Origin of the sequence: Marinilactibacillus psychrotolerans (assembly GCF_900101525.1) — a bacterium.
Classification (GTDB): domain Bacteria; phylum Bacillota; class Bacilli; order Lactobacillales; family Carnobacteriaceae_A; genus Marinilactibacillus; species Marinilactibacillus psychrotolerans.
On the sequence record NZ_FMZD01000008.1, the window covers coordinates 65,677 to 92,490 of the forward strand.

At 35.5% G+C, this 26,814-nt stretch carries 23 protein-coding genes and 1 pseudogene; 5 read left to right on the forward strand and 19 right to left on the reverse strand.

The features are described from left to right. The first annotated feature begins 1 nt into the window (after position 1). The 4 genes from BLT22_RS06015 to BLT22_RS06030 all read left to right on the forward strand — a co-directional run bounded on the left by BLT22_RS06015 (position 2) and on the right by BLT22_RS06030 (position 2,615). Positions 2-973: a zinc-binding dehydrogenase gene (locus tag BLT22_RS06015; protein WP_091761619.1), complete on the forward strand. Its 972-nt coding sequence runs from the start codon at positions 2-4 to the stop codon at positions 971-973. Between the two features lie 59 nt (positions 974-1,032). Further along, complete coding sequence (locus BLT22_RS06020; protein WP_091761621.1) at positions 1,033-1,473, forward strand: PPC domain-containing DNA-binding protein; 441 nt, start codon at positions 1,033-1,035, stop codon at positions 1,471-1,473. 83 nt (positions 1,474-1,556) lie between these two features. Next, positions 1,557-2,192 carry a hypothetical protein gene (locus BLT22_RS06025; protein ID WP_371861800.1) on the forward strand — a complete coding sequence of 212 codons (636 nt, stop codon included), beginning with the start codon at positions 1,557-1,559 and terminating at the stop codon, positions 2,190-2,192. A 78-nt stretch (positions 2,193-2,270) separates the two neighbouring features. Next, positions 2,271-2,615 carry a DsbA family oxidoreductase gene (locus BLT22_RS06030; RefSeq protein ID WP_176935353.1) on the forward strand — a complete coding sequence of 115 codons (345 nt, stop codon included), beginning with the start codon at positions 2,271-2,273 and terminating at the stop codon, positions 2,613-2,615. 64 nt (positions 2,616-2,679) lie between these two features. On the opposite strand, the gene BLT22_RS06035 is transcribed toward BLT22_RS06030, so the two are convergent. The 11 genes from BLT22_RS06035 to purE form a co-directional block, all read right to left on the reverse strand. After that, positions 2,680-3,069: a MerR family transcriptional regulator gene (locus BLT22_RS06035; RefSeq protein WP_072693903.1), complete on the reverse strand. Its 390-nt coding sequence runs from the start codon at positions 3,067-3,069 to the stop codon at positions 2,680-2,682. 92 nt (positions 3,070-3,161) lie between these two features. Then, positions 3,162-3,668 carry a hypothetical protein gene (locus tag BLT22_RS06040; RefSeq protein ID WP_091761625.1) on the reverse strand — a complete coding sequence of 169 codons (507 nt, stop codon included), beginning with the start codon at positions 3,666-3,668 and terminating at the stop codon, positions 3,162-3,164. A gap of 138 nt (positions 3,669-3,806) precedes the next feature. After that, positions 3,807-4,802: an aldo/keto reductase gene (locus BLT22_RS06045; RefSeq protein ID WP_072693901.1), complete on the reverse strand. Its 996-nt coding sequence runs from the start codon at positions 4,800-4,802 to the stop codon at positions 3,807-3,809. 256 nt (positions 4,803-5,058) lie between these two features. Further along, positions 5,059-6,714, reverse strand: coding sequence for a DUF1593 domain-containing protein (locus BLT22_RS06050; protein WP_091761627.1), 1,656 nt, complete (start codon positions 6,712-6,714; stop codon positions 5,059-5,061). A 289-nt stretch (positions 6,715-7,003) separates the two neighbouring features. After that, on the reverse strand, positions 7,004-8,458 hold the full coding sequence (gene ascB / locus BLT22_RS06055; RefSeq protein WP_176935355.1) for a 6-phospho-beta-glucosidase: 1,455 nt from the start codon (positions 8,456-8,458) through the stop codon (positions 7,004-7,006). Between the two features lie 63 nt (positions 8,459-8,521). Beyond that, on the reverse strand, positions 8,522-10,480 hold the full coding sequence (locus BLT22_RS06060; RefSeq protein WP_091761629.1) for a beta-glucoside-specific PTS transporter subunit IIABC: 1,959 nt from the start codon (positions 10,478-10,480) through the stop codon (positions 8,522-8,524). A 172-nt stretch (positions 10,481-10,652) separates the two neighbouring features. Next, positions 10,653-11,489: a BglG family transcription antiterminator LicT gene (gene licT / locus BLT22_RS06065; protein ID WP_091761631.1), complete on the reverse strand. Its 837-nt coding sequence runs from the start codon at positions 11,487-11,489 to the stop codon at positions 10,653-10,655. A gap of 311 nt (positions 11,490-11,800) precedes the next feature. Further along, positions 11,801-12,793 (reverse strand): D-2-hydroxyacid dehydrogenase, encoded by a 993-nt coding sequence (locus tag BLT22_RS06070; RefSeq protein ID WP_091761633.1) that lies wholly within the window; start codon positions 12,791-12,793, stop codon positions 11,801-11,803. Between the two features lie 91 nt (positions 12,794-12,884). Beyond that, entirely contained in the window at positions 12,885-14,180 is a 1,296-nt protein-coding gene (gene purB / locus BLT22_RS06075) for an adenylosuccinate lyase (RefSeq protein ID WP_091761635.1), read from the reverse strand. Positions 14,181-14,213: 33 nt separating this feature from the next. Beyond that, positions 14,214-15,332 (reverse strand): 5-(carboxyamino)imidazole ribonucleotide synthase, encoded by a 1,119-nt coding sequence (gene purK, locus BLT22_RS06080; protein ID WP_091761637.1) that lies wholly within the window; start codon positions 15,330-15,332, stop codon positions 14,214-14,216. Continuing rightward, entirely contained in the window at positions 15,325-15,843 is a 519-nt protein-coding gene (gene purE / locus BLT22_RS06085) for a 5-(carboxyamino)imidazole ribonucleotide mutase (protein WP_370684746.1), read from the reverse strand. The genes purK and purE overlap by 8 nt, the downstream gene beginning before the upstream one ends. 338 nt (positions 15,844-16,181) lie before the next feature. Between purE and BLT22_RS06090 the strand changes: the two genes are divergently transcribed. Continuing rightward, complete coding sequence (locus tag BLT22_RS06090; protein ID WP_072693892.1) at positions 16,182-16,571, forward strand: hypothetical protein; 390 nt, start codon at positions 16,182-16,184, stop codon at positions 16,569-16,571. A 209-nt stretch (positions 16,572-16,780) separates the two neighbouring features. Here the strand turns inward: BLT22_RS06090 and BLT22_RS06095 are convergent, their stop codons facing one another. The 8 genes and pseudogenes from BLT22_RS06095 to BLT22_RS06125 form a co-directional block, all read right to left on the reverse strand. After that, positions 16,781-17,482, reverse strand: a complete 702-nt coding sequence (locus BLT22_RS06095) for a Crp/Fnr family transcriptional regulator (RefSeq protein ID WP_091761639.1) — start codon at positions 17,480-17,482, stop codon at positions 16,781-16,783. 170 nt (positions 17,483-17,652) lie between these two features. Beyond that, positions 17,653-18,198 (reverse strand): Dps family protein, encoded by a 546-nt coding sequence (locus BLT22_RS06100; RefSeq protein WP_091761642.1) that lies wholly within the window; start codon positions 18,196-18,198, stop codon positions 17,653-17,655. Between the two features lie 83 nt (positions 18,199-18,281). Continuing rightward, positions 18,282-20,189: a heavy metal translocating P-type ATPase gene (locus tag BLT22_RS06105; protein WP_091761644.1), complete on the reverse strand. Its 1,908-nt coding sequence runs from the start codon at positions 20,187-20,189 to the stop codon at positions 18,282-18,284. Between the two features lie 273 nt (positions 20,190-20,462). Beyond that, entirely contained in the window at positions 20,463-20,684 is a 222-nt protein-coding gene (locus BLT22_RS06110; protein WP_091761646.1) for a heavy-metal-associated domain-containing protein, read from the reverse strand. Positions 20,685-20,769: 85 nt separating this feature from the next. After that, positions 20,770-20,880 (reverse strand): annotated as a pseudogene (locus BLT22_RS12200) (class 1b ribonucleoside-diphosphate reductase subunit beta); the annotation flags it as partial. Between the two features lie 70 nt (positions 20,881-20,950). Then, positions 20,951-23,005, reverse strand: coding sequence for a heavy metal translocating P-type ATPase (locus BLT22_RS06115; protein WP_091761648.1), 2,055 nt, complete (start codon positions 23,003-23,005; stop codon positions 20,951-20,953). Positions 23,006-23,173: 168 nt separating this feature from the next. Further along, entirely contained in the window at positions 23,174-23,728 is a 555-nt protein-coding gene (locus BLT22_RS06120; protein WP_091761650.1) for a hypothetical protein, read from the reverse strand. 619 nt (positions 23,729-24,347) lie between these two features. After that, positions 24,348-26,804, reverse strand: coding sequence for a heavy metal translocating P-type ATPase (locus BLT22_RS06125; RefSeq protein WP_091761652.1), 2,457 nt, complete (start codon positions 26,802-26,804; stop codon positions 24,348-24,350). Between the last annotated feature and the right edge of the window lie 10 nt (positions 26,805-26,814).

Consider the following 26,814-nt stretch of genomic DNA (forward strand, 5'->3'; position numbering starts at 1 on the left):
TATGAAAGCAGTAACTGTTTACGAAGCTGGAGGACCCGATAAATTAATTTATGAAGAAGTACCAAAACCAGTTTTAAAGAAAGGCTGGTCTTTAGTTAAAGTTATGGGTTTCGGCGTCAATCATTCTGAGATATTTACTAGAGAAGGTCAATCTCCATCCGTAGAATTTCCTCGCATTCTAGGTATTGAGTGTGTAGGGGTTGTTGAAGAAACCAGCGACGAAAATTTATTGCCTGTAGGACAAAAAGTCATTTCAATTATGGGAGAAATGGGGAGAGCCTTTGATGGAAGCTATGCAGAGTATGTTTTGCTGCCCAATGAACAAATTTACCCCGTAGATACCCATTTATCATGGGAAGAGTTAGCAACGATTCCTGAAACGTATTATACTGCTTTCGGTTCGATGAAAAACCTGCTGATTAAAGAAAGTGATAAAGTTTTAGTACGTGGAGCCACTAGTGGTGTCGGAATTGCCTTTTTAAATTTAGTAAAAGGGCAGTTTAACCATATTGTGGTAGATGGAACGAGTAGAAGCTTGTCTAAAAAATATGATTTAATTCAAGCGGGGTTTGATGATGTCATAGAAGACAGCAGTGGTCAATTACAGACTCAAAAAAACTACGATAAAATATTGGAATTAATTGGTCCAGCAACAGTGAAAAATAGCTTTAAACATATGAATGAACAAGGCATTCTTTGCAGTACTGGCCAACTGGGTGGAAAATGGTTTTTAGAAGAGTTTGATCCCATTATGGATATTCAGATAAATAGTTATATGACTAGTTTTCACTCAGCTAATGTTGATGGAAATAAGTTGAACCAATTGTTGGAATTTATTGAGCAAAATAAAATTGTAATCAAACCAGAGAAAGTATTTGAATTGAAAGATATCGCTAAAGCTCATGAGTTTCTCGAAAGCAGCCATAGCTTTGGAAAAGTTGTTATATTAAGAAAAGAACTTAAGCAAGCATAATTTGATAGAAATGATAACAAGTAAATTTAAATCTTGTTGTATTTTGAAAGGAAGAGTATATGGATTATAAAAAAATAGACGATATTATTTTTGTGAGAATTGATAAGGATGAAGAAATTCTGGATCATATTCAGCAGATTTGTAAAAAAGAAAATATTTTATCCGGCTATTTTCAAGGAATCGGAGCCTGTAAAGAAGTCATTGTCTCTACCTATCTGTCGGAAAAAGATGATTTTATAGATCATAAAAAAACGGGCATGCTTGAACTAGTATCATTAATGGGGAATATTTCAATGGATGATAATAAAAGTCCTCTTCTGCATAGTCATGCAAGCTTTTCGTACTTAAATGACGCAAATGAGCCTTCTATCATTGCGGGGCATCTGACGGAAGCTACTGTTCGATATACAGGAGAAATTACCATTATCCCCGTACAGAACAAGATCGGAAGAATGATTGATCCTCTAACAGGAATCAGTGTATGGGATTTTGACAAATAAAAGATTAAAGAAGTTTCACCTTTATCGTGCATTAACAAATAGGAGAAATATAATTAACTGCAATAAAAGACGGAGGAAATTACATGACACAATATACGAATAAGATCAATTTAAGAATGGATTCTTGGGTACCTGTTCAAACATTTGTCGAAAACGTCTCTATTGATAATAATGAAGTTCTTCGAGTAGTTAAAGATTCAGCAGTAACCGATGTAGATGAACCGACGTTTGCAAGAATAAATGATATTGAATTTCAAAACGGAACGATTGAAGTAAAGGTACTAAGCAGACTTTTATCCGATGCTCCTGAATATGCGAGAGGATTCATCGGCGTTGCATTTAGAATTGATGAACAAAATGCACATTTTGAAGGCATTTATATCCGCCCGACGAATGGAAGAAGTGAAGATCAATCTAGAAGAAATTCCTCGACACAATACTTTTCCTATCCTGATTATAAATTCGACCGTTTTCGAGAAGAGTCTCCCAAGAAATATGAATCCTATGCCGATATGGGGCTAGACGAATGGATCGACTTGAAAATTGAAGTAACAGATGAGCGTGCCAAGCTCTATTTGAACAACTCCACTTATCCAATCTTAATCGTTAATGACCTGAAACAAGGTCCCAATGCACAAGGTGGTATCGGCCTTTGGGTCGATATTGGAACCGAAGGTTTTTTTAAAGAATTGAGAGTGGTTTCATATGATGAATTGTAGTACTAAGTACAATGTTTGAGCGAAAGAAAGCTTGAAGTGGAAAGTGTTGGCAAAGACTGAGATATAGATGAGGCTTTATTGTCTGCTCACTTCACAGATAATCTTGCATTAAATGATAACGAAGTTTTGGTGAATGTTGCAGAATCAGTGGGATTATCTCGCGATGATGCTCAAGCAGTACTTTCTAGTGATCAATATGCAGATGAAGTTGCTCAAGATATAGAAGAAGCGAGAGCAATCGGCTTACAAGGAGTTCCTTTCTTTGTACTCGAAAGAAAATATGCCATTTCAGGAGCTCAGCCACAGGCTCTGTTTCAAGATACACTGAAAAAAGTTGCCGATGAAATGGGTATCAAGCCTGATTTACAAGTGGTCGGCGGCAGCACTGACAGCTTATGTGAAGACGGCAGCTGTGCGTTTTAAAGACTACTATCGAAAAATGCTCTATACACTCTACATTTTCAGAGTGTATAGAGCATTTTGTATGTTACTTAACTAGTTTTTTCATTGTATTCTCTTTTTCTGAAAGTCGACCTTCGTAGTCATTGATCTTATAATCTAATCGGTTTAGAACTTGTTCCATTTCTTCTTTTTTCTTCAGTAGATTTTCACGTTCTTCTACTAATATTTGTTTTCTTTTTTCTAACGCTTCATCTGCACCCTTTCTAACAAGCTGAGTATATTCTCTCAACACATCAAGAGGTAACCCAACTGAACGCATACATTTTACGAAATCAATCCATTTCAGATCCTGTTCATCAAATATACGTACACCTGATTCATTTCTGGTTATTGGAGGGATCAGATCAATACTTTCATAATATCGGATAGTCGACGGAGTCATATTCATCTCTTCTGCTACTTTTGATATATTCATATTACGGCCTCCTTCAATATGCACTTAGTATATCACCTGAAGTTAACTTTAAGTAAAGAGAAAGAGCTCTTATTTTTCAAAGTATTTATCCATCATTTGAAAAATATGATCTCTTTAGCACTAGATTCTTCCTGCGAAGTTTCCCAGGAATCGATTGCAGCTAAGTAATGCATTAGATAGACATCCTTTTCTTCAATATCACTAAGTGTTAGTCCTCTTAACAGTATGCAACCTTGGTATAAGAGGTTACTGTCTACTTCCTGCAAGCCAAAGGTTTCATCACCAATGACCATAATTTTAGGCTCATCAAAATATGGTAGATACATATTACGTCCTAGAGCCAATATCTCTTCATAGTACAATCGACTTTTAGCATTTTCTACCACTGTAAATAAGTGTAGATTAATTGCTTCTCCTCTATATTCCGGCTGTAAACGAATGTTATTTTCAAATATTTCTCTTTGAACAGGTGCTAGAATACTTAAATCCCATTCTCTTAAATCCACTAAATCTCTGAGAACTTCCAAGTCGCTTTTCTTTTCTTCAATGATAATCAATCTGTCTCGATATTTTTTTAATAAATAATTTAATCGATCCATTTCCTAACCTCCTTCTCAAAATGCTCTCTTCTCTTTTTTACTATACCCTTCAGAATTATCTTGTTCAATAAAAAAATAGGAGCAACGTATCGTTGCCCCATGGCTTCAAACCTTTCTTAGCTAGAAAACTAATTTTGACTATTTATTGGGATCCGAAAGTGCTCCGACTACATTATGAGGAACATATAATTCTTCCAGATACTCTATTTCTTCTTTCGTTAATGAAATTTTTAGAGCCGCTACGGCATCATCCAGATATTTTTCTTTCGTTGCACCGATGATTGGTGAGACCACTTGTGGTTTGTGTAGTAACCAGGAAAGTGCCAATTGTGCTCGAGGAACACCTTTTTTCTCAGCTAGTTCTGCTAGACGATTTACAACTTCTTTATCCTGCTCTTCTGTCGATCCGTATTTCGATTTTTGTACTTGATCTGTTTCAGAGCGCTTTGTCTGAACGGACCAGTCTCGAGCAAGTCTGCCTGAAGCTAAAGGACTGTAAGGTGTTAACGCTATGTTCTGATCTTCACAGAAAGGAATCATTTCCCGTTCATCTTCTCTATAAATCATATTATAGTGATTCTGCATGGAAACAAACTTCGTCCAACCATTTTTTTCAGCCACATACTGTGCTTTCTGGAACTGCCAAGCATACATTGCCGATGCGCCAATATAGCGGACTTTTCCGGACTTAACTACATCATGTAAAGCTTCCATCGTTTCTTCGATTGGAGTATTATAATCCCAGCGGTGAATGATATATAAATCAATATAGTCCATGTCTAGCCTTTCTAAGGTCTGATCGATCTCATGTAAAATTGATTTTCTTGAAAGTCCTTTCGCATTAGGTCCATCATGTATATCAAAATAGACTTTAGAAGCAACCACAATTTTCTCTCTATCAGCATAATCTTTTAAGGCACGACCTAGGATTTTTTCGCTTTCCCCTTTTGAATAGATATTTGCAGTATCAAAGAAATTGATTCCAAGATCTAGTGCTCTTTTAATAATCTTGCGACTGTCTTCTTCTTTCAAAACCCAGTCATGTGTCCATTTTTCAGGGTCACCGAAACTCATTGCGCCTAAGCAGATTGGTGTAACATCCATACCTGTGTTGCCGAATTTAACTGTTTCCATTCTGTCGCTCTCCTTTTCTTATTAGATACCTTAACTTTATCACTTAAAGTTCAGTTTAAGTCAAGTGATACCTTCTCCATCTGATAAACAAAACAAGCAGAAAAGATTGATTACTTCTCTGCTTGTTAAATACTATAAAGTTATCCTAAGTCTTTACCATTTGATTCAATGACTTTTTTGTACCAGTAGAATGAGTCTTTTCTTGAACTGTCTACTTGATAGTATCAATATACTTAGGAGATTTTTATAGTTTGTTTTATTTCACGGTAATAATCACTCGTTGATAATGCTTCAGTTGATGCGCTCCATCATCTTGTACTTCTACAATTATATGAATGGTATCTCCAGATTCAGCATCTTCAGGAATAACCAGTGAAGTTTGATTTGTATCACTATTTTCTAGTTCAATCGTATCTAATTTTTCATTTTCTCCAAGTTGACGTGTGACATCGATTTGCAACCCGTCAATTTCTTCTACTTCTGATTCATTAGTTACTGGGCTATCCTCATATGTGTCAGCCTCTGCATAACGCCACCATTTATAAGTGAGTTGATCACCATTAGGATCTTCTCCATTTGCAGTCAGCGTAACGGTCTCTCCTGCATCTGCTTGAATATCAATTCCTTCTTCTACATTAACACTAGGAGCTTGGTTTGTACTCTCTGTATCATCAGTTAAAGTCCAATCTACACGAGCCGCAAAATCGTTCTGCATATCAGTAAACCACCGGCTGAGCGTATATTGAGCCTCGAGTTGTTCACTGTAAGGGTTATAATCCAGCACATTATTCACGTACAAAGAATCGTTCTCTGAACCAAACCGGCTGCCCCATCCACCATATGAAGGGTCTTCCAAACTTCTTAAACCTGTGTCTACTAAATATAAGAATGACGGAGAATCTCCTTCAGAAATGAAATCATATTGACTATACTGGGGATTAGTATCTAAGTAATTTTGAGTCCCACGCTGTTCCTCGTAAAGTTCCCCATCAATCATTTTTCCATCGCCCATCAAAGCATAGTTTTCCATGAAGGGTCCTTTATCTTTCACAAGATTCTCATAAGTCCAGTCTCCTTTTAAAGTTTCATTCAGTTCATCGCTATGCATTTGCCAAGCATAAGCAAAATGCCAGAAATTGCTGCGATCATTTATTGTTTCCAGTCCAGGCCAGTTTTTTGCGATGTATTCATTATAACTATTGTCCTGATCTAGGATAATATAGAGGATTAGTTTATCATAAATTTTCTGCTGAATTTCTTCCCACTGATCAGTATCTTTATAGTCTTCTTCAATGGATTTTAATGCTCGAGCTGTAGTGTTTGTTCCTCCCCATGTTTGTACATACAACTTACGCTTATCATTATCTAAAAACAGAGTTTCCAAAAATTCTGATCCTTCTGTTTCTTCCTCCATTTCACCTTTATCAGTGATATTCCCTATTTTAGTAACCGCTCTCAAATCATCAGATTCTGGATATTCACTGTCATGAGCTTTTAGATTATCATAAACTTTATCATAATCATCTATGAAATCATAAATCCATTCTGTCCCTGTCCATCTATAGGGTTCAATACCTTTTTCTTTATCACCAGCATAATGATACATTGAGCTGGTCAAGACAATTCCGCTGATATCCATTTCATTGGCATATAATAAAGCCCGTAGAACGGAATTCATGTCATCAACTTCCCCGTCTGTCGTGATTACTGTTCTAGCCTTTTCTTGATTGGTTTGAGTGACTACAGTTTCATTTGTTGCTGCAGTATCGCTGACAGTCGTTTTTTCAGTTGACTCATTCTCATTTGTTTTCGTTGCTGAATTCCCACTGGGTTGAGAACACGCTGAAAGCAAGACACTGACACAAACAGAAGTCCATATGAAGCTTTTGCTGCTTCTCTTCATTTTTTTCATAATTTCCTTCTCCTACATAGATTTATAAAAGCTATTATTTATTGACTCTTTTTAATTCCTTTCAAGAATAAAAAAGAGAGAACTATACTGAAATACACTCAGATTAATTTTAATCGTTTACGAAAAATTCAGCTTTTTTAAAACGCTATCACAATATTAATGCAAAATCTCTTCTCTTTAATTATGCCCATTTGCACCATGATTTCACCACATAAACTAACCCTACCTTACAGAGCATTCAATCAGAAAGTCTGCAAGGTATGGCTGCGTTTATAAGTTTTTTATTCTATTATCCTAAATTTTCACCATTTGATTCAATGACTTTTTTGTACCAGTAGAATGAGTCTTTTCTTGAACGGTCAAGTGATCCGTTACCGAAGTCATCTTGATCCACATACACGAAACCGTAACGTTTAGACATTTCACTTGTTGAGGCACTGACTAGATCAATACATCCCCAACTGGTGTATCCTAATAAGTCTACTCCGTCTTTAACAGCTTCTTTCATTTGTTCAATGTGTTTTCTCAAGTAGTCGATACGGTAATCATCATGGATGCTGCCGTCTTCTTCTACTTTATCATAAGCACCTAAACCATTTTCTACGATGAATAAAGGTTTTTGATAACGTGAATACATATCATTTAATGTGTACCGTAAGCCAACTGGATCAATTTGCCATCCCCAGTCCGAAGTTTCCAGATAGGTATTCTTCACTCCACCAAATAGATTTCCACCAACACTATCATCGCTTTCTTTCGAGCTTGCTGAAAGTGACATGTAATAACTGAAAGAAATGAAATCGACTGTATAGGCTTTTAAGATTTCATCATCACCACGTTCTTTTTGAATATGAATATCCTTTTCTTCAAAGTAACGGTTCATATAACTTGGATACTCTCCACGTGCATGTACATCCGTAAAGAATAAGTTTAATTGGTTTTCATGTTGAGCTAGTAATACATCTTCTGGATTATTAGTTTCTGGATAGAATGTAGAACGTGCCAACATACATCCGATTTGGAATTCAGGATTTATTTCATGTGCTAATTTAGTGGTTAATGCACTCGCTACAAATTGATGATGTGCTGCCTGATAGCTTAGTTGAAGAGGATTCTCAGCATCTTCTGTTAGTACTCCAGCCCCTGTATAAGGGCTCATAGTAACTACATTTATTTCATTAAATGTTAACCAGTATTTCACTTTGTCTTTGTAACGTTTGAAGACAGTTTCAGCGTAGTTCAAGAAGAAATCTATTACTCTTCTATCTGTCCAGCCATTATAGTTCAACGTTAATCCTAGTGGTGTCTCATAGTGAGAAAGAGTAACAAGCGGCTCAATTCCATACTTTACACATTCATCAAATACTTTATCATAAAATGCTAGCCCTTCTTCGTTTGGTTCCGTATCATCTCCATTTGGAAAGATACGAGCCCAGTTGATAGAGATACGAAATACTTTAAAGCCCATTTCGGCTAATAAAGCAATGTCTTCTTCATATCTATGATAAAAGTCGGTACCAAAACGTTTTGGAAAAGTTGCCGTCGATTTGCCTTCTAAAATCTCTTTGATTTCTTCTTTTGTAACATCTAGTGCATGACCACCAGTACGTTCTTCTTTTGGCACAAATTTGACCATATCAGCAGTAGATAATCCTTTTCCGCCTTCGTTATATGCACCTTCATATTGATTAGCAGCTGTTGCGCCACCCCATAAAAAATCTTTTCTAAATCCATTAGTTGACAAAATATTTCCACCTTTCAATCATTAATTGAGCAGGCAGCGCCTAAACGCTACCTGGGTCAATTTTTATATTACAACTGTCATTAAATAATCATTCATGGCAATTGTTTTACTATCCGTTGTCAGAAGATCTAGATAATTATCTGCATTTGTTACTAAAACTGGCGTTGTTACTAGGTAGCCAGCCTCTTTAATTCCTTGAATATCGAAATCGATCAATGTCTGACCTACTTCGACAGTATCCCCATTTTCAACATATGTTTTAAACCCTTCCCCATCAAGTTGAACGGTATCCATGCCAACATGAATGAGTAATTCTACTCCTTCATCACTTGTAATTCCAATTGCATGACCTGTTGGGAATAAAGCAGTTACTTTACCTTTAACAGGGGAAACCACTTTTCCTTCTGTGGGTTCTATTGCGATTCCTCTACCCATTGCTCCTGAAGAAAATGCTTCATCTTTCACTTCACTCAATGGTAAGACTTGTCCTGCTACCGGACTTTCGATTACTTCTTTTTCAACATATGATTCACCATTTGCTTGAACGATAGCACCTTCAGTAGTTGCTGCATTTTTAGTTTCGATTCCTTGATCTGTTGCTACTTCAGTATCATCAAATAAAGTACCGAATCCCATTAAATAAGTTGCCACTGCACCGAAAATTACAGCAACTACTGATATACCTATGATCAATGGTAAATCTTGAAGACCTGATACATTAGGATCTAACATATTTGTATAACCAAATACACCTAAACCACCCAGTACATAAGTGCTTACACTAAAGTATGCCAAGGTTGCTCCACCTAACGCACCGCCAATACAACTAATGATAAATGGTTTTTTAAGTGGTAATGAAATTCCATAAATTGCTGGCTCGGTTACTCCGAAGATACCAGAGATAATTGCTGGAATACTTAATGTTTTTAGTTTTCTTTCTTTTGTTTTCAATAATACCCCAATAATTACGCCAGTTTGAGCAAATGAAGCAATAAATGACATTGCTAAAATTGGGTCATATCCAGCGGTAGTCATATTGTTCAATGCGATTGGAATAAGTCCCCAATGTAATCCAAAGATAACAAATACTTGCCAGAAACCACCAATCAAAAGTCCTGCTAGTACTGGACTAAAGGCATAAACAGCTAAAGTTGCTGACCCAATAATGTTAGCTCCCCAGTTTGCAAGAGGACCAATTAATAAAAATGTAATTGGTGCAACAATAAGAATTGTTGTAAAAGGTACTAAGAATAATTTAATTACATCTGGAATAATTTTCTTCATTACTTTTTCTACTTTCGATGCAAAGAAAACAGCTAAAATGATAGGAATAACAGTCGTTCCATAGCCACCTTGTGGTAGTATAATTGGCAAGCCTAGAAATTCAATCATAACCGGTGATTCAAATATTGTTCCTGCGAACAAAGTATATAAAGGATCTCCAGCTAATCCTGCAATATCAGGGTAAACAAGCGCCCCACCAATAGCCATTCCAATAAATGGTGCTAATCCGAATTTTTTAGCAGCTGTGTATCCCAAGAAGATTGGGAAGAAATAAAATAGTGCATCTCCAGCAGCATTTAGTATTTGATAAGTTCCGGATGTTTGTGCATAAGCTCCTATTGCTACAAACAAGGCATTAAAACCTTTGATCATCCCTGTCGCAGCTAATACGCCTAATACTGGCTGGAAGATTCCAGAGATCATGTCGATAAAGGCATCAAATGGATTACTTGCCCCTTTTGAATCACTACTGTCTGAATCAGAAGCGTTATCTAAGTTTCCTTCTTTAACAACTTGGGCATATACATCTGGAACATGGTTCCCAATTACTACTTGGTATTGTCCACCACTTTTCATAACGGTCACGACACCATCCATTTTTTTCAAATGTTCCGTGTTTGCTTTTCCCTCATCTTTTAATTTAAAGCGCAGTCTTGTAATACAATGCGCTAAACTGTTGACATTCTCTTTGCCCCCGACGTTATCGAGGATTTCTTTTGCTAATTCTTCATAAGCCATTTCATTTTCCTTCTTTCTCTATTTTGAAATAATGTGTATTTATAGTAATAAAAAAACCTAAATGAATAGTCATGAATACATCCTCCTCTAAAAAGAGATGCTTCTTCTGACTATCAACTTAGGTTTTGCCTGCATCTAGTAATTAGACCAGTAACAATCCATCTGTGATAGATTATTCTTCAGTTGTAACACGTTGAATATGAATAGCTAAATATAATTGTTCGTCCGTAGTCAGCGTAGCTCCTTGTGAACTTGAAAGGTAATCATTTATTCGCTCCGTACATTTGAAAGCTTTCTCATACTTATGTTTAACTTGTTCATAAAGAAAACTATCCCCTGATTCTTTTCTTTCTTGCTGTAATAACCGCCTTGCAAAATATTGAAGATGCGTGATAAACCTAGTATATTGAAATGAATATTCATTAAATGTTGTTCCATAATAATAGCTGACGATATTTAAAATATCTTGAACCATTTCAGTCATTTTTATCGTGACTTGGAGATCTTGTTCGTCTTGCCTAGCGTTTACAATATGGAGCGCAATGGCTGCGGCTTCTGTTTCAGGAAGTTGAATATTCAGATTTTTTTCGACAAGTTCTAACGCTTTTAATCCAATTTCATGTTCAATCTTATAAAATCGTTTAATTTCCCATGTTAGTGGACTTTTAATGTCTAAACCTTCTTTAGCTCGACTAATTGCGTAACTAAGGTGATCAGGTAAGGTAAGATAAATATGATTGCTTAATCTTGCTCGTAGAACACCTTGTGCATACTTTATCACGTTTGTAGCCACTTCAAGAATATCTGGATCAATATCTCGATATAACGACAACAGGTGCTCCATTACCTCTTGGCCTTCAGGGACAAATGTTTTTTCTATTTTATCCTCTTCAATCTCATCGCCAGGATGCTTTTGAAAAGCAATTCCTCTTCCCATAACGACCATTTCCTGATCAGATTCATTAAATGCTAATACCACATTATTATTCAATACCTTCTCTATTTTCATTTCACTTTTATGACACCCCCACATAAAATTTTATCAAAAAAAACCTAAACTCATCCCAAAACTACCAGCAAAGAGTTTTTGCTCTTATATTAAGTAGTTTTCAGATCAATTTAGGTTTTGCCCGGACAACTTGTCCAGTTACAATCCTTAACATTGAAAGACTGTTTTATTTATCTGTTAAAGCTACTATAACATGCGTTCAAAAACCTTGCAAGCGTTTTTTTAAATATTTTATTAACCAGTTATTAATAATTAATAAAAGACTGTCTTTTTAAATATATAAAGAACTTCTTCCTACCTATTAAACTTATCTAAGAAACCTCATTTTCACTTTCGCCAATTCGAATGATATCTAAGGCACTTCCTAACGCAATATCAATCATATTCTGTACCGCTACAGTTGTATAAAATCCAATATGTGGAGTAATCAATACATTATTCATATTCATTAACTTTTCTAAATTCTTATCTGGTAGAGCTTGACCAGTTAAGTCATAATTGAAAAAATATTGTTCGTTTGGTAATGTATCTAGAGCTGCACCAGCTAGTTTTTTCTGCATTAAGGCATTGATTAACGCCTCTACATCGATTACAGGGCCTCGTGCTGCATTAATAAGATAAGCTTCTGGTTTCATTTGTTTTAATGCTTCTGCATCTATTAAATGTTTCGTTTTCTCATCTAAAGGTACGTGTAAACTTATGATATCTGCTTTTTCTAGTACTTCTTTTTGAGCATTCAAATAAGTTAAAGTATCTTTCAAATCTTCTCTTTGAACCAGATCAAACGCTATAACATTTGCACCTAATGCTTTAAATAACCTTGCCGCCGTTCCTCCAATTTTACCTGCTCCGATGATTCCTACAGTTAAGGTATTAATCTCTTTTGCAATCAGACCTCCCCAACGAAAATCTCCATGAGACATATTCTCTTCTACAATGGGGCTATTTCTAATTAGTCGTAGTGCCTGCATCACGACTAATTCAGCAACAGATGTTGGCGAATAAGCTGGAACATTCGTTATTTTTAAATCATATTTTTTCGCAACCTTTAGATCTATAATGTCATATCCAGCTGTTCTTAGCGAAATTTGTTTTATTCCAAATTCTTTTAATTTCTCATAAATGAATTCTTCTGTTACCTCTACTCGTTGCTGTATACATATCCCATCATAGCCAATCACTAATTCAACATTTTCAGTTGTTAAAGGGTCCGTTATCGGGGTTACCTCTATTCCATTTCGTTCTTCCCACGCTTTTAAAGCTGGTCTTTCATCTTCTCTGACACTAAACATTAACAACTTCATTTATATCACTCCATTAACTTGATACCTTTATAAAGACTAAACCTAAAAATCTCTTTGTAAGAATTCAACATCTATACAAAGAGATTTTTTATTACTCTAATCCGACACGTTCAAAAATTTCGTCAACATTTTTCAAATGATAATTATAGTCAAATGCATCCTCTACGTCTTCTTTCGTCAGATAAGACATAATCGTTTTATCTTCTAAAACAAGCTGTTGGAATGGTCTTTGTTCATCCCAGCTGACCGCTGTTTGCGGCTGCACCATGTCATAAGCTTCTTCACGACTCAACCCTTTATCGATTAGCTTCAGTAAAACACGTTGGCTATAAATCAGACCTAATGTAGCATCCATATTGCGCTTCATGTTTTCTGGGAATACTGTTAGATTACGGACGATATTTGTAAAACGGTTCAACATATAGTTCAGCAAAGTTGTACTGTCAGGTAAAATGATTCGTTCAGCTGATGAATGCGAGATATCTCGTTCATGCCATAAAGTGACATTTTCATACGCTGTAATCATATGTCCACGAATCACACGTGCTAATCCCGCCATATTCTCTGAACCGATTGGATTACGTTTATGTGGCATTGCTGAAGAACCTTTTTGTCCTTTTGCAAAACCTTCTTCTACTTCGCGTGTTTCAGACTTTTGTAGTCCTCTGATTTCAGTAGCAAATTTTTCTACACTGGTAGCTATTAACGCAATAGAACTTACATACTCAGCATGCAGATCGCGCGGTAAAACTTGTGTAGAGATTTCTTGAGGACGAGTCCCTAATTTTTCACAGACATATTTTTCTACAAAAGTTGGAATATTAGCAAATGTCCCAACAGCTCCACTGATTTTCCCAGCTTCCACACCTCTAGCAGCATGTTCAAAGCGCTCAATATGGCGTTTCATTTCTGAATACCATAAGGCCAGCTTCAACCCAAATGTCGTTGGTTCTGCGTGCACGCCATGCGTTCTCCCCATTGTAACGGTATATTTATGCTCTATCGCTTTCTCTCCGATTACTTCAAGCAAATTTTTTAAATCTTTGCGCAAAATATCATTTACTTGTTTTAATTGATACCCATAAGCTGTATCTACGACATCCGTACTGGTTAATCCATAATGGACCCACTTTTTCTCTTCGCCCAGCGATTCTGATACGGCACGTGTAAAAGCAACCACATCATGTTTTGTCTCTTTTTCGATTTCTAATATACGTTCAATATCAAAGGAAGCTTTTTCTCGTATTTTTTCAACATCTTCTTTAGGGATTTCTCCCAATTCTGCCCAAGCTTCATCTGCTAAAATTTCTACTTCTAGCCATGAATTATATCGATTTTCTTCTGACCATAATTTTTTCATTTCCGGCCTTGTATAACGTTCAATCATTTTATGACTCCTCTATTTCCTATAACAGGATTTTTACCAGATTTTAGTTTCATTGATTTCTTTTAAAGTTTCCTCTACATTCTCAGTCAAAATAGTAACATGCCCCATCTTTCGACCAATCTTCACATCCATTTTTCCATAGTCATGTACATGCCAAGAAGGTTTGGACTCATTCAACTCAAGTGCCTTTTTTAAATGCTCACCTAAAATATTGACCATGATCGCAGACTTCAAAAGCTCTACTTTAGGCAGACTGTAACCGCAAATGGCACGAATGTGCATATCAAATTGCGAATTTGAACAAGCTTCTATCGAGTAGTGTCCCGAATTATGCGGCCTTGGAGCCAGTTCATTGGCATAGAGGTGATCATTCTTCGTTACAAATAACTCTATCCCCAAAACACCAACCAACTGCAGCTTTTCAGCAATTTCTTCAGCAATCCTTCTTGCTTCATTTTGGACTTTTTCAGAAACTCTTGCAGGTATAACACTTTTAAGTAAAATATTATTTCGATGAATGTTCTCAGAAGCAGGAAACGTTGAGATATGGCCTCTGTCATTTCTAGTCACCATAATAGATACTTCTTTTTCAAATTCGACCCATTTTTCTAAGATACATATCCCATTCTCAAGTAAAGAAGCAGCTTCAGATAGGTCGGCTTTAGCTTTTAAGACATATTGCCCTTTACCATCATAGCCACCTTGAATGGTTTTTAAAACAGATGGATACCCGAATTCATTTATTGCAATATCTAATTCTTCTATAGTACTAATTTTAGCATAGGCAGCCACTGGAATCCCTGATTTTTTTAAAAATTCTTTTTCTTTTAATCGATTTTGAGTAACTAATAGCAAATCTGTCCCTTGAGGTACTCTAACTTGATCGATCACTTTTTCAATCGTGCCTGCATCTACATTTTCAAATTCATAAGTCAAAACATCACTGATTTCCGCCAATTTATCCAGTGCCTCTGCATCATCATATGCGGCCTCAATATGGTGATCTGCAACTTGGGCAGTTGGACAGTTTTTCGCCGGATCTAAAACGGCTATTTTGTATCCACGTTCTTTTGCTGAAAATGCCATCATTCTTCCCAGTTGTCCACCACCAATAATACCAATTGTACTTCCTGGTTCGATTAAATTAGACAAGATCTTCACTACTTTCTAGGACTTTTTGTTTGAGCGTTTCTCTTCTATTATCAATCCGTTGAGCAAGTTCTATATTCGTTATTCCGAGTATCTGAGCTGCAAGCAATCCTGCGTTTGTTGCACCGGCTTTGCCGATCGCGACAGTTGCGACTGGAACTCCACCAGGCATTTGTACAATAGACAATAATGAATCCAATCCGTTAAGCGCTCGCGATTGTACAGGCACTCCGATAACCGGCAATGTCGTTTTAGCTGCAACCATCCCCGGTAAGTGCGCTGCTCCACCTGCTCCGGCAATAATGACTTTAATGCCCCTATCTCTTGCAGATTCTGCAAATTCAAACATCAATTCTGGTGTCCGGTGAGCTGATACGACTTTTTTTTCATAATCTACAGCTAATTCATCTAATATTTCGCAAGCAGGTTTCATCGTCTCCCAATCTGAAGTACTTCCCATAATTACCGCTACTTCTACTGTCAAAAAAATGCCCCCTATTGTATGATTATTAATTTTCACAAACTATTCTTCTGTATTTTAACAATAAAAAGGCGATATAAAAAGCTTTAGTCGAACTTTTATCATCTTTTAAATAATATTGTTCGTTTTTGAATAAAAAATAATTTAGCTCATTACCCATGAGCCTACTTTTTACATAAATACATTCATGTAGATATGATCACTGAAATAGTAAAGCAACACTACTTTAAATAAATTACCAAACGACATTATTGATACTCTCCATCAATATAGTTTGCTCATAAGTAAACAATTTATTTCCATTATCAAATATCCTATTACAATTTTAACTTTTTATAGTGTATACTGACTAAAAAAAGGTAGTGATAAATATGAGCGACAGAGATAAACAAAATAAACATACTAGAGAGAGCAATATTAGCAGTTCTATGCATGCCCGTGTTAATGTAGGTCGCGACTTGAATAGTAACACTGATAATAGTGGTCTCTTTGGACATTTTGATGTCGGCAGCATGAATAACAAAGATGAAAAGGGATCAAGTTCAGGTTCTACTTCATTTCTGCATACCGTTCTTTTTTATGTGATCGGGATTGGTTTAAGTATTGCATTTATGCTCATAGGTTTATGGATATTTAATGATTATTTTAATAGCACTGAATCAAACGAATTCTGGCCATCAGCAGCTTCAATTGTTGTTCCTCTTATTTTAGGATTTATTAGTTCAAAGTTAATCTTAATCAAAATCAATAAGTTTCTTTAAACAATAGTTTGATCCTAAACATACTTATTAAAAATTTAAAGCGTCAAGTAGTTTTTATCCTAGAAACATATAAACAATCACGTAATGATTCCCTTAATAAAGTTACAATAAAGAGACTCAAAATAGACCTTTTATCATTAAAAATAAAAAAGGTCTCTAGAATGTTCTGCAGTTATTATTTTATCGCTAAATTTAAAGCATATTCATTTTTAGACTAGTAGTAACCCATCAACATCCTGGATTCGAATTATTTTGTGTGTTATTTGCTTAATATAGCCTTTATCTTCTAATTCATTAAACTTGCGACTGATTGTTTCTGGTGTCGTTCCTAAATAGGAAGCCAAGTCTTTTTTACTCATTGGTAAAATCAGTTCATTCTCTCCTGTTTTTTCCTCACTAAGACTTTCTACCAAAAATAAAGCAATACGTGTTTCTACTTTTTCAGTTGAAAAGCGGGTAGCTTGTTTTTCAGATGCCTCCAGTCGATTAGAAAACTCTGCAAGAACTTTCAGAGAAATAGAAGGATATTTCAATAAGAATTCTTGTATATCTGCTCGTTTAATCATGCAAATTGTTGTATCCATAACCGCTTCAGCATATGATTCATGTGTAGACTCTGAAAATAGTGCCATTTCACCAGTAAAATCTCCTGGGTTTAAAAAACGGACTAATTGTTCTTTTCCAGATTCGGCTAATCTATAGATTCGTACTCTCCCTTTATTGATAATATAAAGAGAATCAGACTCATCTCCTGCATGGTAAATTAGTTCGTTTTTCTTATAAGATACAGATTGAGTCGTTACCATAATTTCTGCTAGCTGTGTATCTTCTAAGTGATTAAAAATCGGCACTAATGAGACACATGCTTTGTGTGGGTCACTAGCATGATCATGTTCTGCATTATAGCTCATTTTATTCCCTCCATTAAACTATATTTCCTAATCCACTAATGATTTCTCTCTTAAAGTATATCAGTATTTTATCTTTTGTATTAAGAAAAACTTCTTTTTCTTGTTTATTATTTGAAAGAACCTGCCATATAATCAAAAGAATATGACAGGTGCCTTTCGAAATACTATTCTTACTCCTCTTCCTCTCCTTTTAGAGCTGACTTATTAAGAAAAGCTTGTAACATCCAAATTGTTTTATCTAGATAATTTTTATAATTAATCATCATATCTTCGAGTACATCATCTTTTTCATTCTGCGCTAAACGAATTGTCCTTATAGCTAGATCTCTGGTGATTCGGAAGTCATCTACTAAATTTCCAACCATTTTTTCGGCTGACATGTATTTATCTTGAGCAGATTCCGAAACTAAACTATACTTCATGTATTCCTCAGTAGTAGAGGCAGGTTTAGCTCCTGAAGCAATTAAGCGTTCTGCAATCTCATCATAATATTTACTGTTTTCATTATATAATTCTTCAAATTTTTCATGTAACGAAAAGAAATTTGGACCTTTAACGTACCAGTGGTATTGATGTAATTTCACATTCAAGATACCTTGATTAGCAATAATATGGTTAGTCATAGCTGCTGCAGTAGGATTATGATGATCATGTTCTCTCTCATTTTGTGCAATTTCTTTTTCGAGTAACTCTTCAGGTGTATATTTTTCAGTCATTTTAATTCCTCCTATTAGTTTTAAATATAAACTGTAATACGTTTTTCCTTTCATCCCCCCTTTCAAATAAATTTTTATTTTAATCAAGCTTTTGCAGGTACACTTTCTAACCTTTTGCTAGAATGCATATTCTTATGATTAAATCGGATCAAGCGCATAGCATTCAAAATAACTACCAGTACACTTGCTTCATGAATAAACATCCCAGATGCTAAATGGACACTTCCCATCAGAACACCTATTAGCAAGATCGCTACAACACCAACTGCAATAAAGATATTTTGTTTCATATTTCTAATGGTTACCTTAGACAGTAAATAAGCATGAGAAAACTGCATTAATTTATCTGCCATCAAGACAACATCCGCTGTTTCCATTGAGATGTCTGTTCCGCCTTCACCCATGGCTAAGCCAATATCAGCTGTTGCAATCGCAGGTGCATCATTAACCCCGTCCCCTGCCATAGCTACAGTATGTCCAGAATTTTTTAGTTCTTTTACATAGTTTACTTTTTGTTCTGGTAATAATTCAGCATGAAACTCGTCTAATTCCAGGGCAGTTGCTACAGCTTTAGCTGTATGTTTGTTATCTCCGGTTAACATCACAATTTTTTTAATTCCATTTTCTCTCATTTGTGCGAGAGCTTTATAAGCATCTTCACGAATCTGATCAGCTATAGAGATCATTCCGGCAATTTTCCCATCAATGACTATAAAAATAGCTGTGTTCCCTTGCTTCTCACGACCTACTGCATACTGTTCAACAGCTTTTACTAAGGAAATTTTTTCTGATTGTAACAGTTTTCGATTTCCCGCAATAATACTATGACCATTTACTTGAGCTTTAATTCCGTTTCCTTTGATTACTTCTCCATCAGATTGTTCCATAGAAGCAAGATCTATTCCTCGATTTTGAGCTGCTTTTACAATTGTCTGTCCTAAATGATGCTCAGAAATCATTTCTGCTTTGGCGACTAATCCCAACAGGAATTCTTCATCCAAACGATTGAAAGTGTGAATATCTGTTACTTCAGGTTTTCCTTTAGTCAATGTTCCCGTTTTATCAAAAACCAATGTATCTACTTTCGAGAATTTATCCATTATCTCTCCGCCTTTAATCAACACTCCGTTCCTTGCACCATTTCCAATCCCCGCGACATTAGAGACTGGAGCTCCAATAACTAATGCTCCTGGACATGCAATAACTAGAAATGTAATGGCTAAATGAAGGTCTTGAGTAAACAAGTAAACAACAATAGCCAACACTACCACAGCAGGAGTATAGATACCCGCAAACTTATCGAGGAATTTTTCAGCTTTTGATTTTGACTCCTGAGCTTCTTCAACTAGCTCAATGACTTTTGCAAATGTAGTGTCATCCCCTACCCTCTCAGCAACGATTTCAATATATCCAGTATCTAAAATTGTTCCACTAAAAACTTTATCATCAACTGTTTTTGAAGCAGGAATAGATTCTCCTGTAATAGTCGCCTCGTTAATAGAAGCTTTACCAGAAATAATTGAACCATCTACCGGTATTTTCCCACCTGGGCGAATAATGATTCGATCCCCTACTTCAACTTTTTCAATTGCCACTTTTTCTGAATTTCCACCCTCGCGCAAAACAACTGCTTCTTGAGGAGCCATATCTACTAGTTCTCTTAATGAAGATCGGGTTTTTTCTAAAGTTCTCATTTCTAAATAATCTCCGAACAAGAATAAAAATGTTACAACAGAAGATTCTGTGTACTCTCCTATATACAGCGCTCCAAGTATAGCAATACTGACCAATAAATCAATACTGAAAGCCTTCATTCGTATAGCTTGAATAGCCTTAATAAAAATAGGGACACTGGAAATGATCGTGGCGATAATTAAAGCAATATTCTGTAGATTTTCATTTCCTAAGGTCCCTAATACAAATCCTATAACGATTAAAAGACCTGCCAAAGCGGTAATCTGATTTTTATGGTGATTGATATGTCCAATCATTTATCTTCCTCCTATTTTCATACATTACTTTCCAAAAAGTGGTACTTGTTCTTTGCTATATTTAAATTGTATGCTCTCTTGGAAGTTTATAAATTGATCATGGTCAAGATTTCAAGAATATCTTATATTTTTAATAATTTCTCTATATAAAAATTTCTATAGTCTTCAATCACTTTATTGTCAGAAATACAATCATTATTCAGTATCATATTGTACAAAAAAAGGATACCCATTTTGACATGTGGATATCCTTTTTCGATTTATGGTTAATGATTATGATGTTTTTACAGAAAGTACTGGGTAACCTAGTTTTTGAAGTGTTTCTTGAATATTATTACTTTCGACCATTGATTCATCAAATTCTGTTTTAACCTTACTGGAATTGAATAAAACCTTTACAGAGTCAATCCCTGCCGTTTTTGTTAACGTTGTTTCGATTTTTTTAATACAAGATGGACATGTTAAAGGTTCTAATTGATATACAGCTTTTTTCATTTTCTTTTCCTCCTCTTTCTTGATATTCATAGTATAAACAAGATCAAGAATTTAAAAATTGAGGAAAATCAATTTTTGAATTTTTTTAGAATTCATAGTCTTCATCTGACATGTTTTCAGCATTCCCCATTAGATAGCCTGCCCCTACTTGGGAAAAGAAATCATGATTAGCCGTCTCAATTAATATACGTTTCATAAAACTCGTCTTATCATCTTGCGTTTCACTAACTTATTGAAATATCTTTTAAAATTACTTCTTTATAATATTATTCATTATGTGTTATTTTCAGCAATCTAGCATTAATCGCCACAACAATTGTACTTAATGACATGATCGCTGCTCCGATTGCTGGCGTTACGACGATACCAAAGTTAATGAGTACACCTGCTGCTAACGGAATTGCAATAATGTTATATCCGGCAGCCCAGATCAGATTTTGGATATTTTTCCGCTGGGTCGCTTTAGATAAGTTCAAGATACTTAATAGATCTCGTGGATCGCTATCAACTAATACAATATCAGCTGTTTCAATTGCAACATCTGTACCAGCACCTATTGCGATACCGATATCTGCTGCAGCTAGAGCTGGGGCATCATTGATTCCATCTCCAACCATCGCAACTTTTTTACTGCCTTGTTCCTTTAATCTTTCGATCTCTTTTGATTTTCCATCCGGAAGGACTTCAGCTATAACTTCAGTTAATCCTAATTCTTTTCCGACCGCATCTGCCGCTTTCTGGTTGTCTCCTGTTATCATGACTGTATCTATTCCCATTTCTTTTAATTCACGAATAATTTCATAAGAAGACTGGCGAATCTGATCGCCAACAGCAATCATTCCCATTAAAGAGTGATCTCTCAAGACAAAAACAACTGTATTTCCTTTTCCTGAAAGAGCTTGAAATTGAGCTTCATCAAAATTAATCTCTGTTTCTTTCATTGCTCCGGGACTGATAATCTTAATCTCTTTAGAATCGATAATTCCTTTCAATCCTTTTCCCGTTAGTGTTTCAACGTCCCTGACTTTTAAAGATTCAATATTGCGCTCTTCAGCTTCTCTAACGATTCCTTTTCCTATAGGATGATCTGATTGTTTTTCAATAGAAAAAGCAACTTGTAAAAGTTCTTCTTCAGATGTGCCTTCTTCTGGAACGAGTGCTTCTACTCCAAAGTTCCCCTCAGTTAAAGTCCCCGTTTTGTCAAAGACGACTTTATCCACTTTTCGGGCATCTTCAAACTGAGTCCGATGACGAATCAACAGCCCTTCTCTAGCAGCTATAGAAGTAGACACGGAACTGACAAGCGGCATTGCCAGTCCAAGTGCATGAGGACAAGCTATGACTAAAACAGTAACAAGTCTTTCAAGCGCAAACTCAAAATCAGAAGCAATAATCCAATACGTAAATGTAATTAATCCCGCTACCACGGCGACGTAAAACAACCATTTTGCTGCAAGATCTGCAAATCCTTGAGCTTTTGATTTTGACATTTGAGCATTTCTGACAAGTTCTACAACTTGAGATAGATAAGTATCTTCTCCAACTTTATCTACTTTAACTTTCAATGTACCCTCACCGTTTATTGAACCACCTATCACTTCTTGGTCTTTCGTTTTTTCAACAGGTACGGATTCCCCAGTCAGCATTGATTCATCAATGGAAGAGCTCCCTTCTAGAATAATGCCGTCTAAAGGAATTTTTTCTCCAGTTTTGACAAGAATATGGTCTCCCGGATGAAGTTCTTCAACTGAAACAACCTCTGTATTTCCAGATTCATCCAGTTTATTTGCCTCATTAGGCATCAAATCGATTAAACTCTCCAGTGCTTTTGAAGCACCCATCTGAGATCGCATTTCTATCCAATGACCTAAAAGCATAACTACGATCAGCGTAGCTAACTCAAAATAGAAATCGCTACCTTCAATAAAAAAGGTTGTCAACGTACTATATACATAAGAGGTGATAATTGCTAAAGATATTAATGTCATCATTCCAGGAGTTCTTGCATCAATGACTTCGCTTTTAATTCCAGTTAAAAATGGTTTTCCTCCATAAAAGAAAATAAATGTAGCTAAAACAAATAACACCACATCTGAACCAGGAAAGGAAACCTCAAACCCAAAAAGATTCTGTAGCATTGGAGCTAGAATGGCTATTGGAATTGCCACTATCAATGAAATCCAAAATCTTTTTTTAAAATCTTCCACCATGTGTGCATGGTGATCATGGTGTCCAGCATGTCCACCATGAGCTCCATGATGATTCATTTCTTCTGTTTGATTTTCATCCTTCGTCTGCTCATGTTGATGATGATTTTCCATTATTTAGTCTCCTCACAAATAATTTTATAAACGATTACGTTTGTAATCATTTTACGTCTATTATGATGAATAATCAACTCATACACTTTCCTTATTCTAAATAGACTATTAGGTAAATAAAAAAAGTACCTAGTTAAGATACTCTTTTCACCATTAATAGTTTTTTTACTATTTTTTAGTAATATTGATTAACTTATCCATTTTAGAGTTTTTACTTAATACGATTAACATATAAAGCTGCAAACCAATTACCATAATCCATAAATACTGAATACTCGATATAAGAAATGAGCTAAAGCTAATCATAACTGCCAAAACGATCGTCACTTTCATAATATTTTGAATTCTACTCACCTTTAGACATAAAGACTTTCTATCCAGATAAAAAATAAATTGCATAAAAAGATACATTGGATAAACAAATAAATAAATATGCGCGAATAAAATTGTAAAAGCTAATATATAAGAATCAATATAATTAAGTGAAATAGATTCCAGTCGCACTCCGAATAACATACAAAGCAAAAGGATTAAGTTCATCGTAGCATAAAACCACAGAGAATCTTTCATAAAAATTTCATCTGATTCATCAGTTTTCTCGATCCCTATTCGGATTAAAAGATAACCAAATATATTTGTGAATATGTAAATTAAGCTATAATCAAAAATTGTGAAATTCACTTTAATAAATAAAAGTAAAAAACCTGCCAAAATTAATTTCATGCTATTATCCCTTCTTTAAATTTCTATATACTGTTTGACTAATTATTTATTTACTCTCTAGAAAAAGTAATGCTTTTACTTAATTATATTATGCCTTTTTTTTAAAAAAAGAGGGAGCAACGCTTCGTTGCCCCCTCTAAAAACCTCTAAACAAAAGGGTTTAAAATTTTAATTTTATAGATATCTTTTTCTGTCACAATTCACTATTTTTTTAAATTTCATTTCGAACTTTGAAGATTTTCAATATTGACTCTCACTCCCACTAATTAATTTGTAACTATATTATCCTAAAACACAAAAAAATAATGGTGTGCTCTTAATGACATCTCTCTAATTATTTTATAAATCTAGTTCATTTATTTAAATTCAAATAGTTAATTTTTATAGGTTACGCAAAAAAACTCTTGAAGAGGATATTATATCCTCTTCAAGAGTTGCCCTATAAAGTTGGTAGAAAACTAATTAAACTAAGCTCATTTCACTAATATACTAACTATAAAATGCTTTATTAATATGATGCTTTCTTGCTAAGCACATGCCTTTTATCTATAATAAATTTCTGTTTCTTCTGTATTTATTAATAAAAGTAAATACCTTTATTCGATTAAACTCTATCGTACTATATTACTGAAGGCTTGAAACGTTTTAGACGTAAAGCATTCAGTAACACTGATACTGAACTCAAACTCATTGCAGCCCCGGCAATAATCGGGTTGAGTAAAGGACCGCCGAAAAAGTAGAAAATCCCCATAGCAAAAGGAATGCCTATTATATTGTAAGCAAATGCCCAGAACAAGTTTTCCTTAATATTTCTGATCGTTGCCTTACTTAATTCTACCGCTGTTGAAACATCCATTAAATCACTTCGCATCAATACAATGTCCGCAGACTCTATCGCAACATCTGTCCCTGAACCAATAGCAATGCCAATTTCGGCTTGAGCAAGAGCTGGCGCGTCGTTAATCCCATCGCCAACCATCGCTACTTTTTTCCCTCCAGACTGAAGCTTTTTCACTTCATTAGCTTTATCTTCCGGAAGAACTTCACTAAGCACTCTATCGATTCCTACTTGTCTAGCAATTGCTTCCGCTGTGCCTTTATTATCACCTGTAATCATCGCTACTTCGATACCCATTTTATGGAGTTTTTCGATTGCTGCCACACTATTTTCTTTGACCGTATCCGCAACTGCTATAATTCCAGCTATCTGATCATTGATTGCAACGTACATGGGCGTTTTTCCATTTCTAGCTAATGTATCTGCTATTTCAGCAAGAGTTTTCAAGGAAATATTACGAGTATCCATTAATTTCTTGTTGCCTGCTAGTAATTTTTTCCCGTCAATTTCTACTTCAATCCCTTGACCAGGAATAGCATTGAAGTTTTCAGACTTGCTTAATTTCAAGTCTTTTTCTTCTGCTCCTTTAACGATTGCTTCTCCGAGCGGATGCTCGGAACCTTTTTCAGCTGAAGCTGTCAGCTGCAGTAATTCAGTATCTGAAATTCCATTTTCAGTGATAATATCTGTAACTTTAGGTTTCCCTTCTGTAATCGTTCCTGTCTTGTCAAATACAATCGTTTGAATTTTATGAGTTGTTTCTAGGGCAACTCCACCTTTGATTAGTACACCATTTTCTGCCCCTTTACCAGTACCCACCATAATAGCTGTAGGAGTAGCTAAACCAAGGGCGCATGGACAAGCGATAACGAGTACTGAAATCGCAATTGTCAAAGAAAATAGGCCATCTTCTCCTCCAAAGTACCAAGCTAAGCTAGAAATCAGCGCTATAACTATAACGATTGGTACAAAATAACCAGAGATGATATCTGCCATTTTAGCAATTGGTGCTTTTGAACCCTGAGCTTCTTCAACCAGCTTAATAATTTGTGATAAAGCTGTATCTTTACCGACTTTTGTTGCCTTATATTGAATTGTTCCATTTTTATTAATACTCGCCCCGATAACATTATCTCCCGGGTTTTTTTCTACAGGAATACTTTCACCTGTCAGCATCGCTTCATCAACGGAAGTCATCCCTTCTAATACCTTACCATCTACTGGGATTTTTTCTCCTGGTTTAACAATAACAGTATCTCCAACTGCCACTTCGTCAATAGAAATCTTTATTTCTTTTCCATCTCTTACGACTAAAGCAGTTTTAGGTGCTAGGCCCATTAACTTTTCAATTGCTTCAGATGTTTTTCCTTTAGAACGAACTTCAAGATATTTACCTAATGTGATTAAAGTCAAAATAACAGCCGCTGATTCATAATATAATACTTCAGAAAAGTCTCCATACCCGAACCAGATCGCAATGGTTGCCCCAACGCTATAAATAAACGCAGCACCCGTACCTAACGCAACTAAAGAATCCATATTAGGATGTCCTTTGAATAAAGTTTTAAACCCTACAGTAAAAAATTGGCGCCCGAAAAACATAACAGGCAAGGTCAATATCAGTTGCAGTAGTGCAAATATTTCGGGATTCATCATTGGATCAATAACGGATGGTAAAGGTAATCCAGCCATATGTCCCATAGATATATACAGCAAGGGAACAGTAACTATTGCAGATGCTACAAATCTTTTCCACATAGAATGGATATATTTTCCCTTTTTCATTTTTGAGTCTTCTGCAGTATTCATTGAATCGATGTCTTCATGTGCCGCATACCCAGAATCAGCAACTGCTTGAGTAATATCAGATACTGTTAAGATTGCGGGATCATAATCGACTGTCATCTTTTCCGTTGCCAGATTCACACTGGAACTGATCACTCCATTTAATGTACCAGTAGCTTTTTCAACTGTCTGGGCACATGATGCACAAGTCATTCCTTCTATATTGAATGATTTATGCTCTCTACCTGTCAATGCTTTATATCCGACTTGAGCAACAGTGGATTGAATCTCCTCAACCGAAAGCAGACTTTCATCGTAACTGATATTCAACTTTTCAGTTGCCAGGTTTACATTAGCTTCTTGCACGCCTTTTAAATTCCTGGTCGCTTTTTCAACTGTCTGTGCACAAGAAGCACATGTCATACCTTCTATATTCAATGTTTTAGTCGTCATTTCCTAACAA

What these genes read in the sequence shown, in the direction of transcription:
- BLT22_RS06040 (WP_091761625.1), bottom strand. Translation starts at nt 3,668, where the DNA reads ATGGATCGATTAAATTATTTATTAAAAAAATATCGAGACAGATTGATT.
- BLT22_RS06045 (WP_072693901.1), bottom strand. Translation starts at nt 4,802, where the DNA reads ATGGAAACAGTTAAATTCGGCAACACAGGTATGGATGTTACACCAATC.
- BLT22_RS06050 (WP_091761627.1), bottom strand. Translation starts at nt 6,714, where the DNA reads ATGAAAAAAATGAAGAGAAGCAGCAAAAGCTTCATATGGACTTCTGTT.
- BLT22_RS06025 (WP_371861800.1), top strand. Translation starts at nt 1,557, where the DNA reads ATGACACAATATACGAATAAGATCAATTTAAGAATGGATTCTTGGGTA.
- BLT22_RS06020 (WP_091761621.1), top strand. Translation starts at nt 1,033, where the DNA reads ATGGATTATAAAAAAATAGACGATATTATTTTTGTGAGAATTGATAAG.
- BLT22_RS06125 (WP_091761652.1), bottom strand. Translation starts at nt 26,804, where the DNA reads ATGACGACTAAAACATTGAATATAGAAGGTATGACATGTGCTTCTTGT.
- BLT22_RS06120 (WP_091761650.1), bottom strand. Translation starts at nt 23,728, where the DNA reads ATGAAATTAATTTTGGCAGGTTTTTTACTTTTATTTATTAAAGTGAAT.
- BLT22_RS06035 (WP_072693903.1), bottom strand. Translation starts at nt 3,069, where the DNA reads ATGAATATATCAAAAGTAGCAGAAGAGATGAATATGACTCCGTCGACT.
- BLT22_RS06115 (WP_091761648.1), bottom strand. Translation starts at nt 23,005, where the DNA reads ATGGAAAATCATCATCAACATGAGCAGACGAAGGATGAAAATCAAACA.
- BLT22_RS06060 (WP_091761629.1), bottom strand. Translation starts at nt 10,480, where the DNA reads ATGGCTTATGAAGAATTAGCAAAAGAAATCCTCGATAACGTCGGGGGC.
- BLT22_RS06100 (WP_091761642.1), bottom strand. Translation starts at nt 18,198, where the DNA reads ATGACTGAAAAATATACACCTGAAGAGTTACTCGAAAAAGAAATTGCA.
- BLT22_RS06110 (WP_091761646.1), bottom strand. Translation starts at nt 20,684, where the DNA reads ATGAAAAAAGCTGTATATCAATTAGAACCTTTAACATGTCCATCTTGT.
- BLT22_RS06015 (WP_091761619.1), top strand. Translation starts at nt 2, where the DNA reads ATGAAAGCAGTAACTGTTTACGAAGCTGGAGGACCCGATAAATTAATT.
- BLT22_RS06095 (WP_091761639.1), bottom strand. Translation starts at nt 17,482, where the DNA reads ATGAGCTATAATGCAGAACATGATCATGCTAGTGACCCACACAAAGCA.
- BLT22_RS06105 (WP_091761644.1), bottom strand. Translation starts at nt 20,189, where the DNA reads ATGATTGGACATATCAATCACCATAAAAATCAGATTACCGCTTTGGCA.
- BLT22_RS06070 (WP_091761633.1), bottom strand. Translation starts at nt 12,793, where the DNA reads ATGAAGTTGTTAATGTTTAGTGTCAGAGAAGATGAAAGACCAGCTTTA.
- licT (WP_091761631.1), bottom strand. Translation starts at nt 11,489, where the DNA reads ATGAAAATAGAGAAGGTATTGAATAATAATGTGGTATTAGCATTTAAT.
- BLT22_RS06090 (WP_072693892.1), top strand. Translation starts at nt 16,182, where the DNA reads ATGAGCGACAGAGATAAACAAAATAAACATACTAGAGAGAGCAATATT.
- purB (WP_091761635.1), bottom strand. Translation starts at nt 14,180, where the DNA reads ATGATTGAACGTTATACAAGGCCGGAAATGAAAAAATTATGGTCAGAA.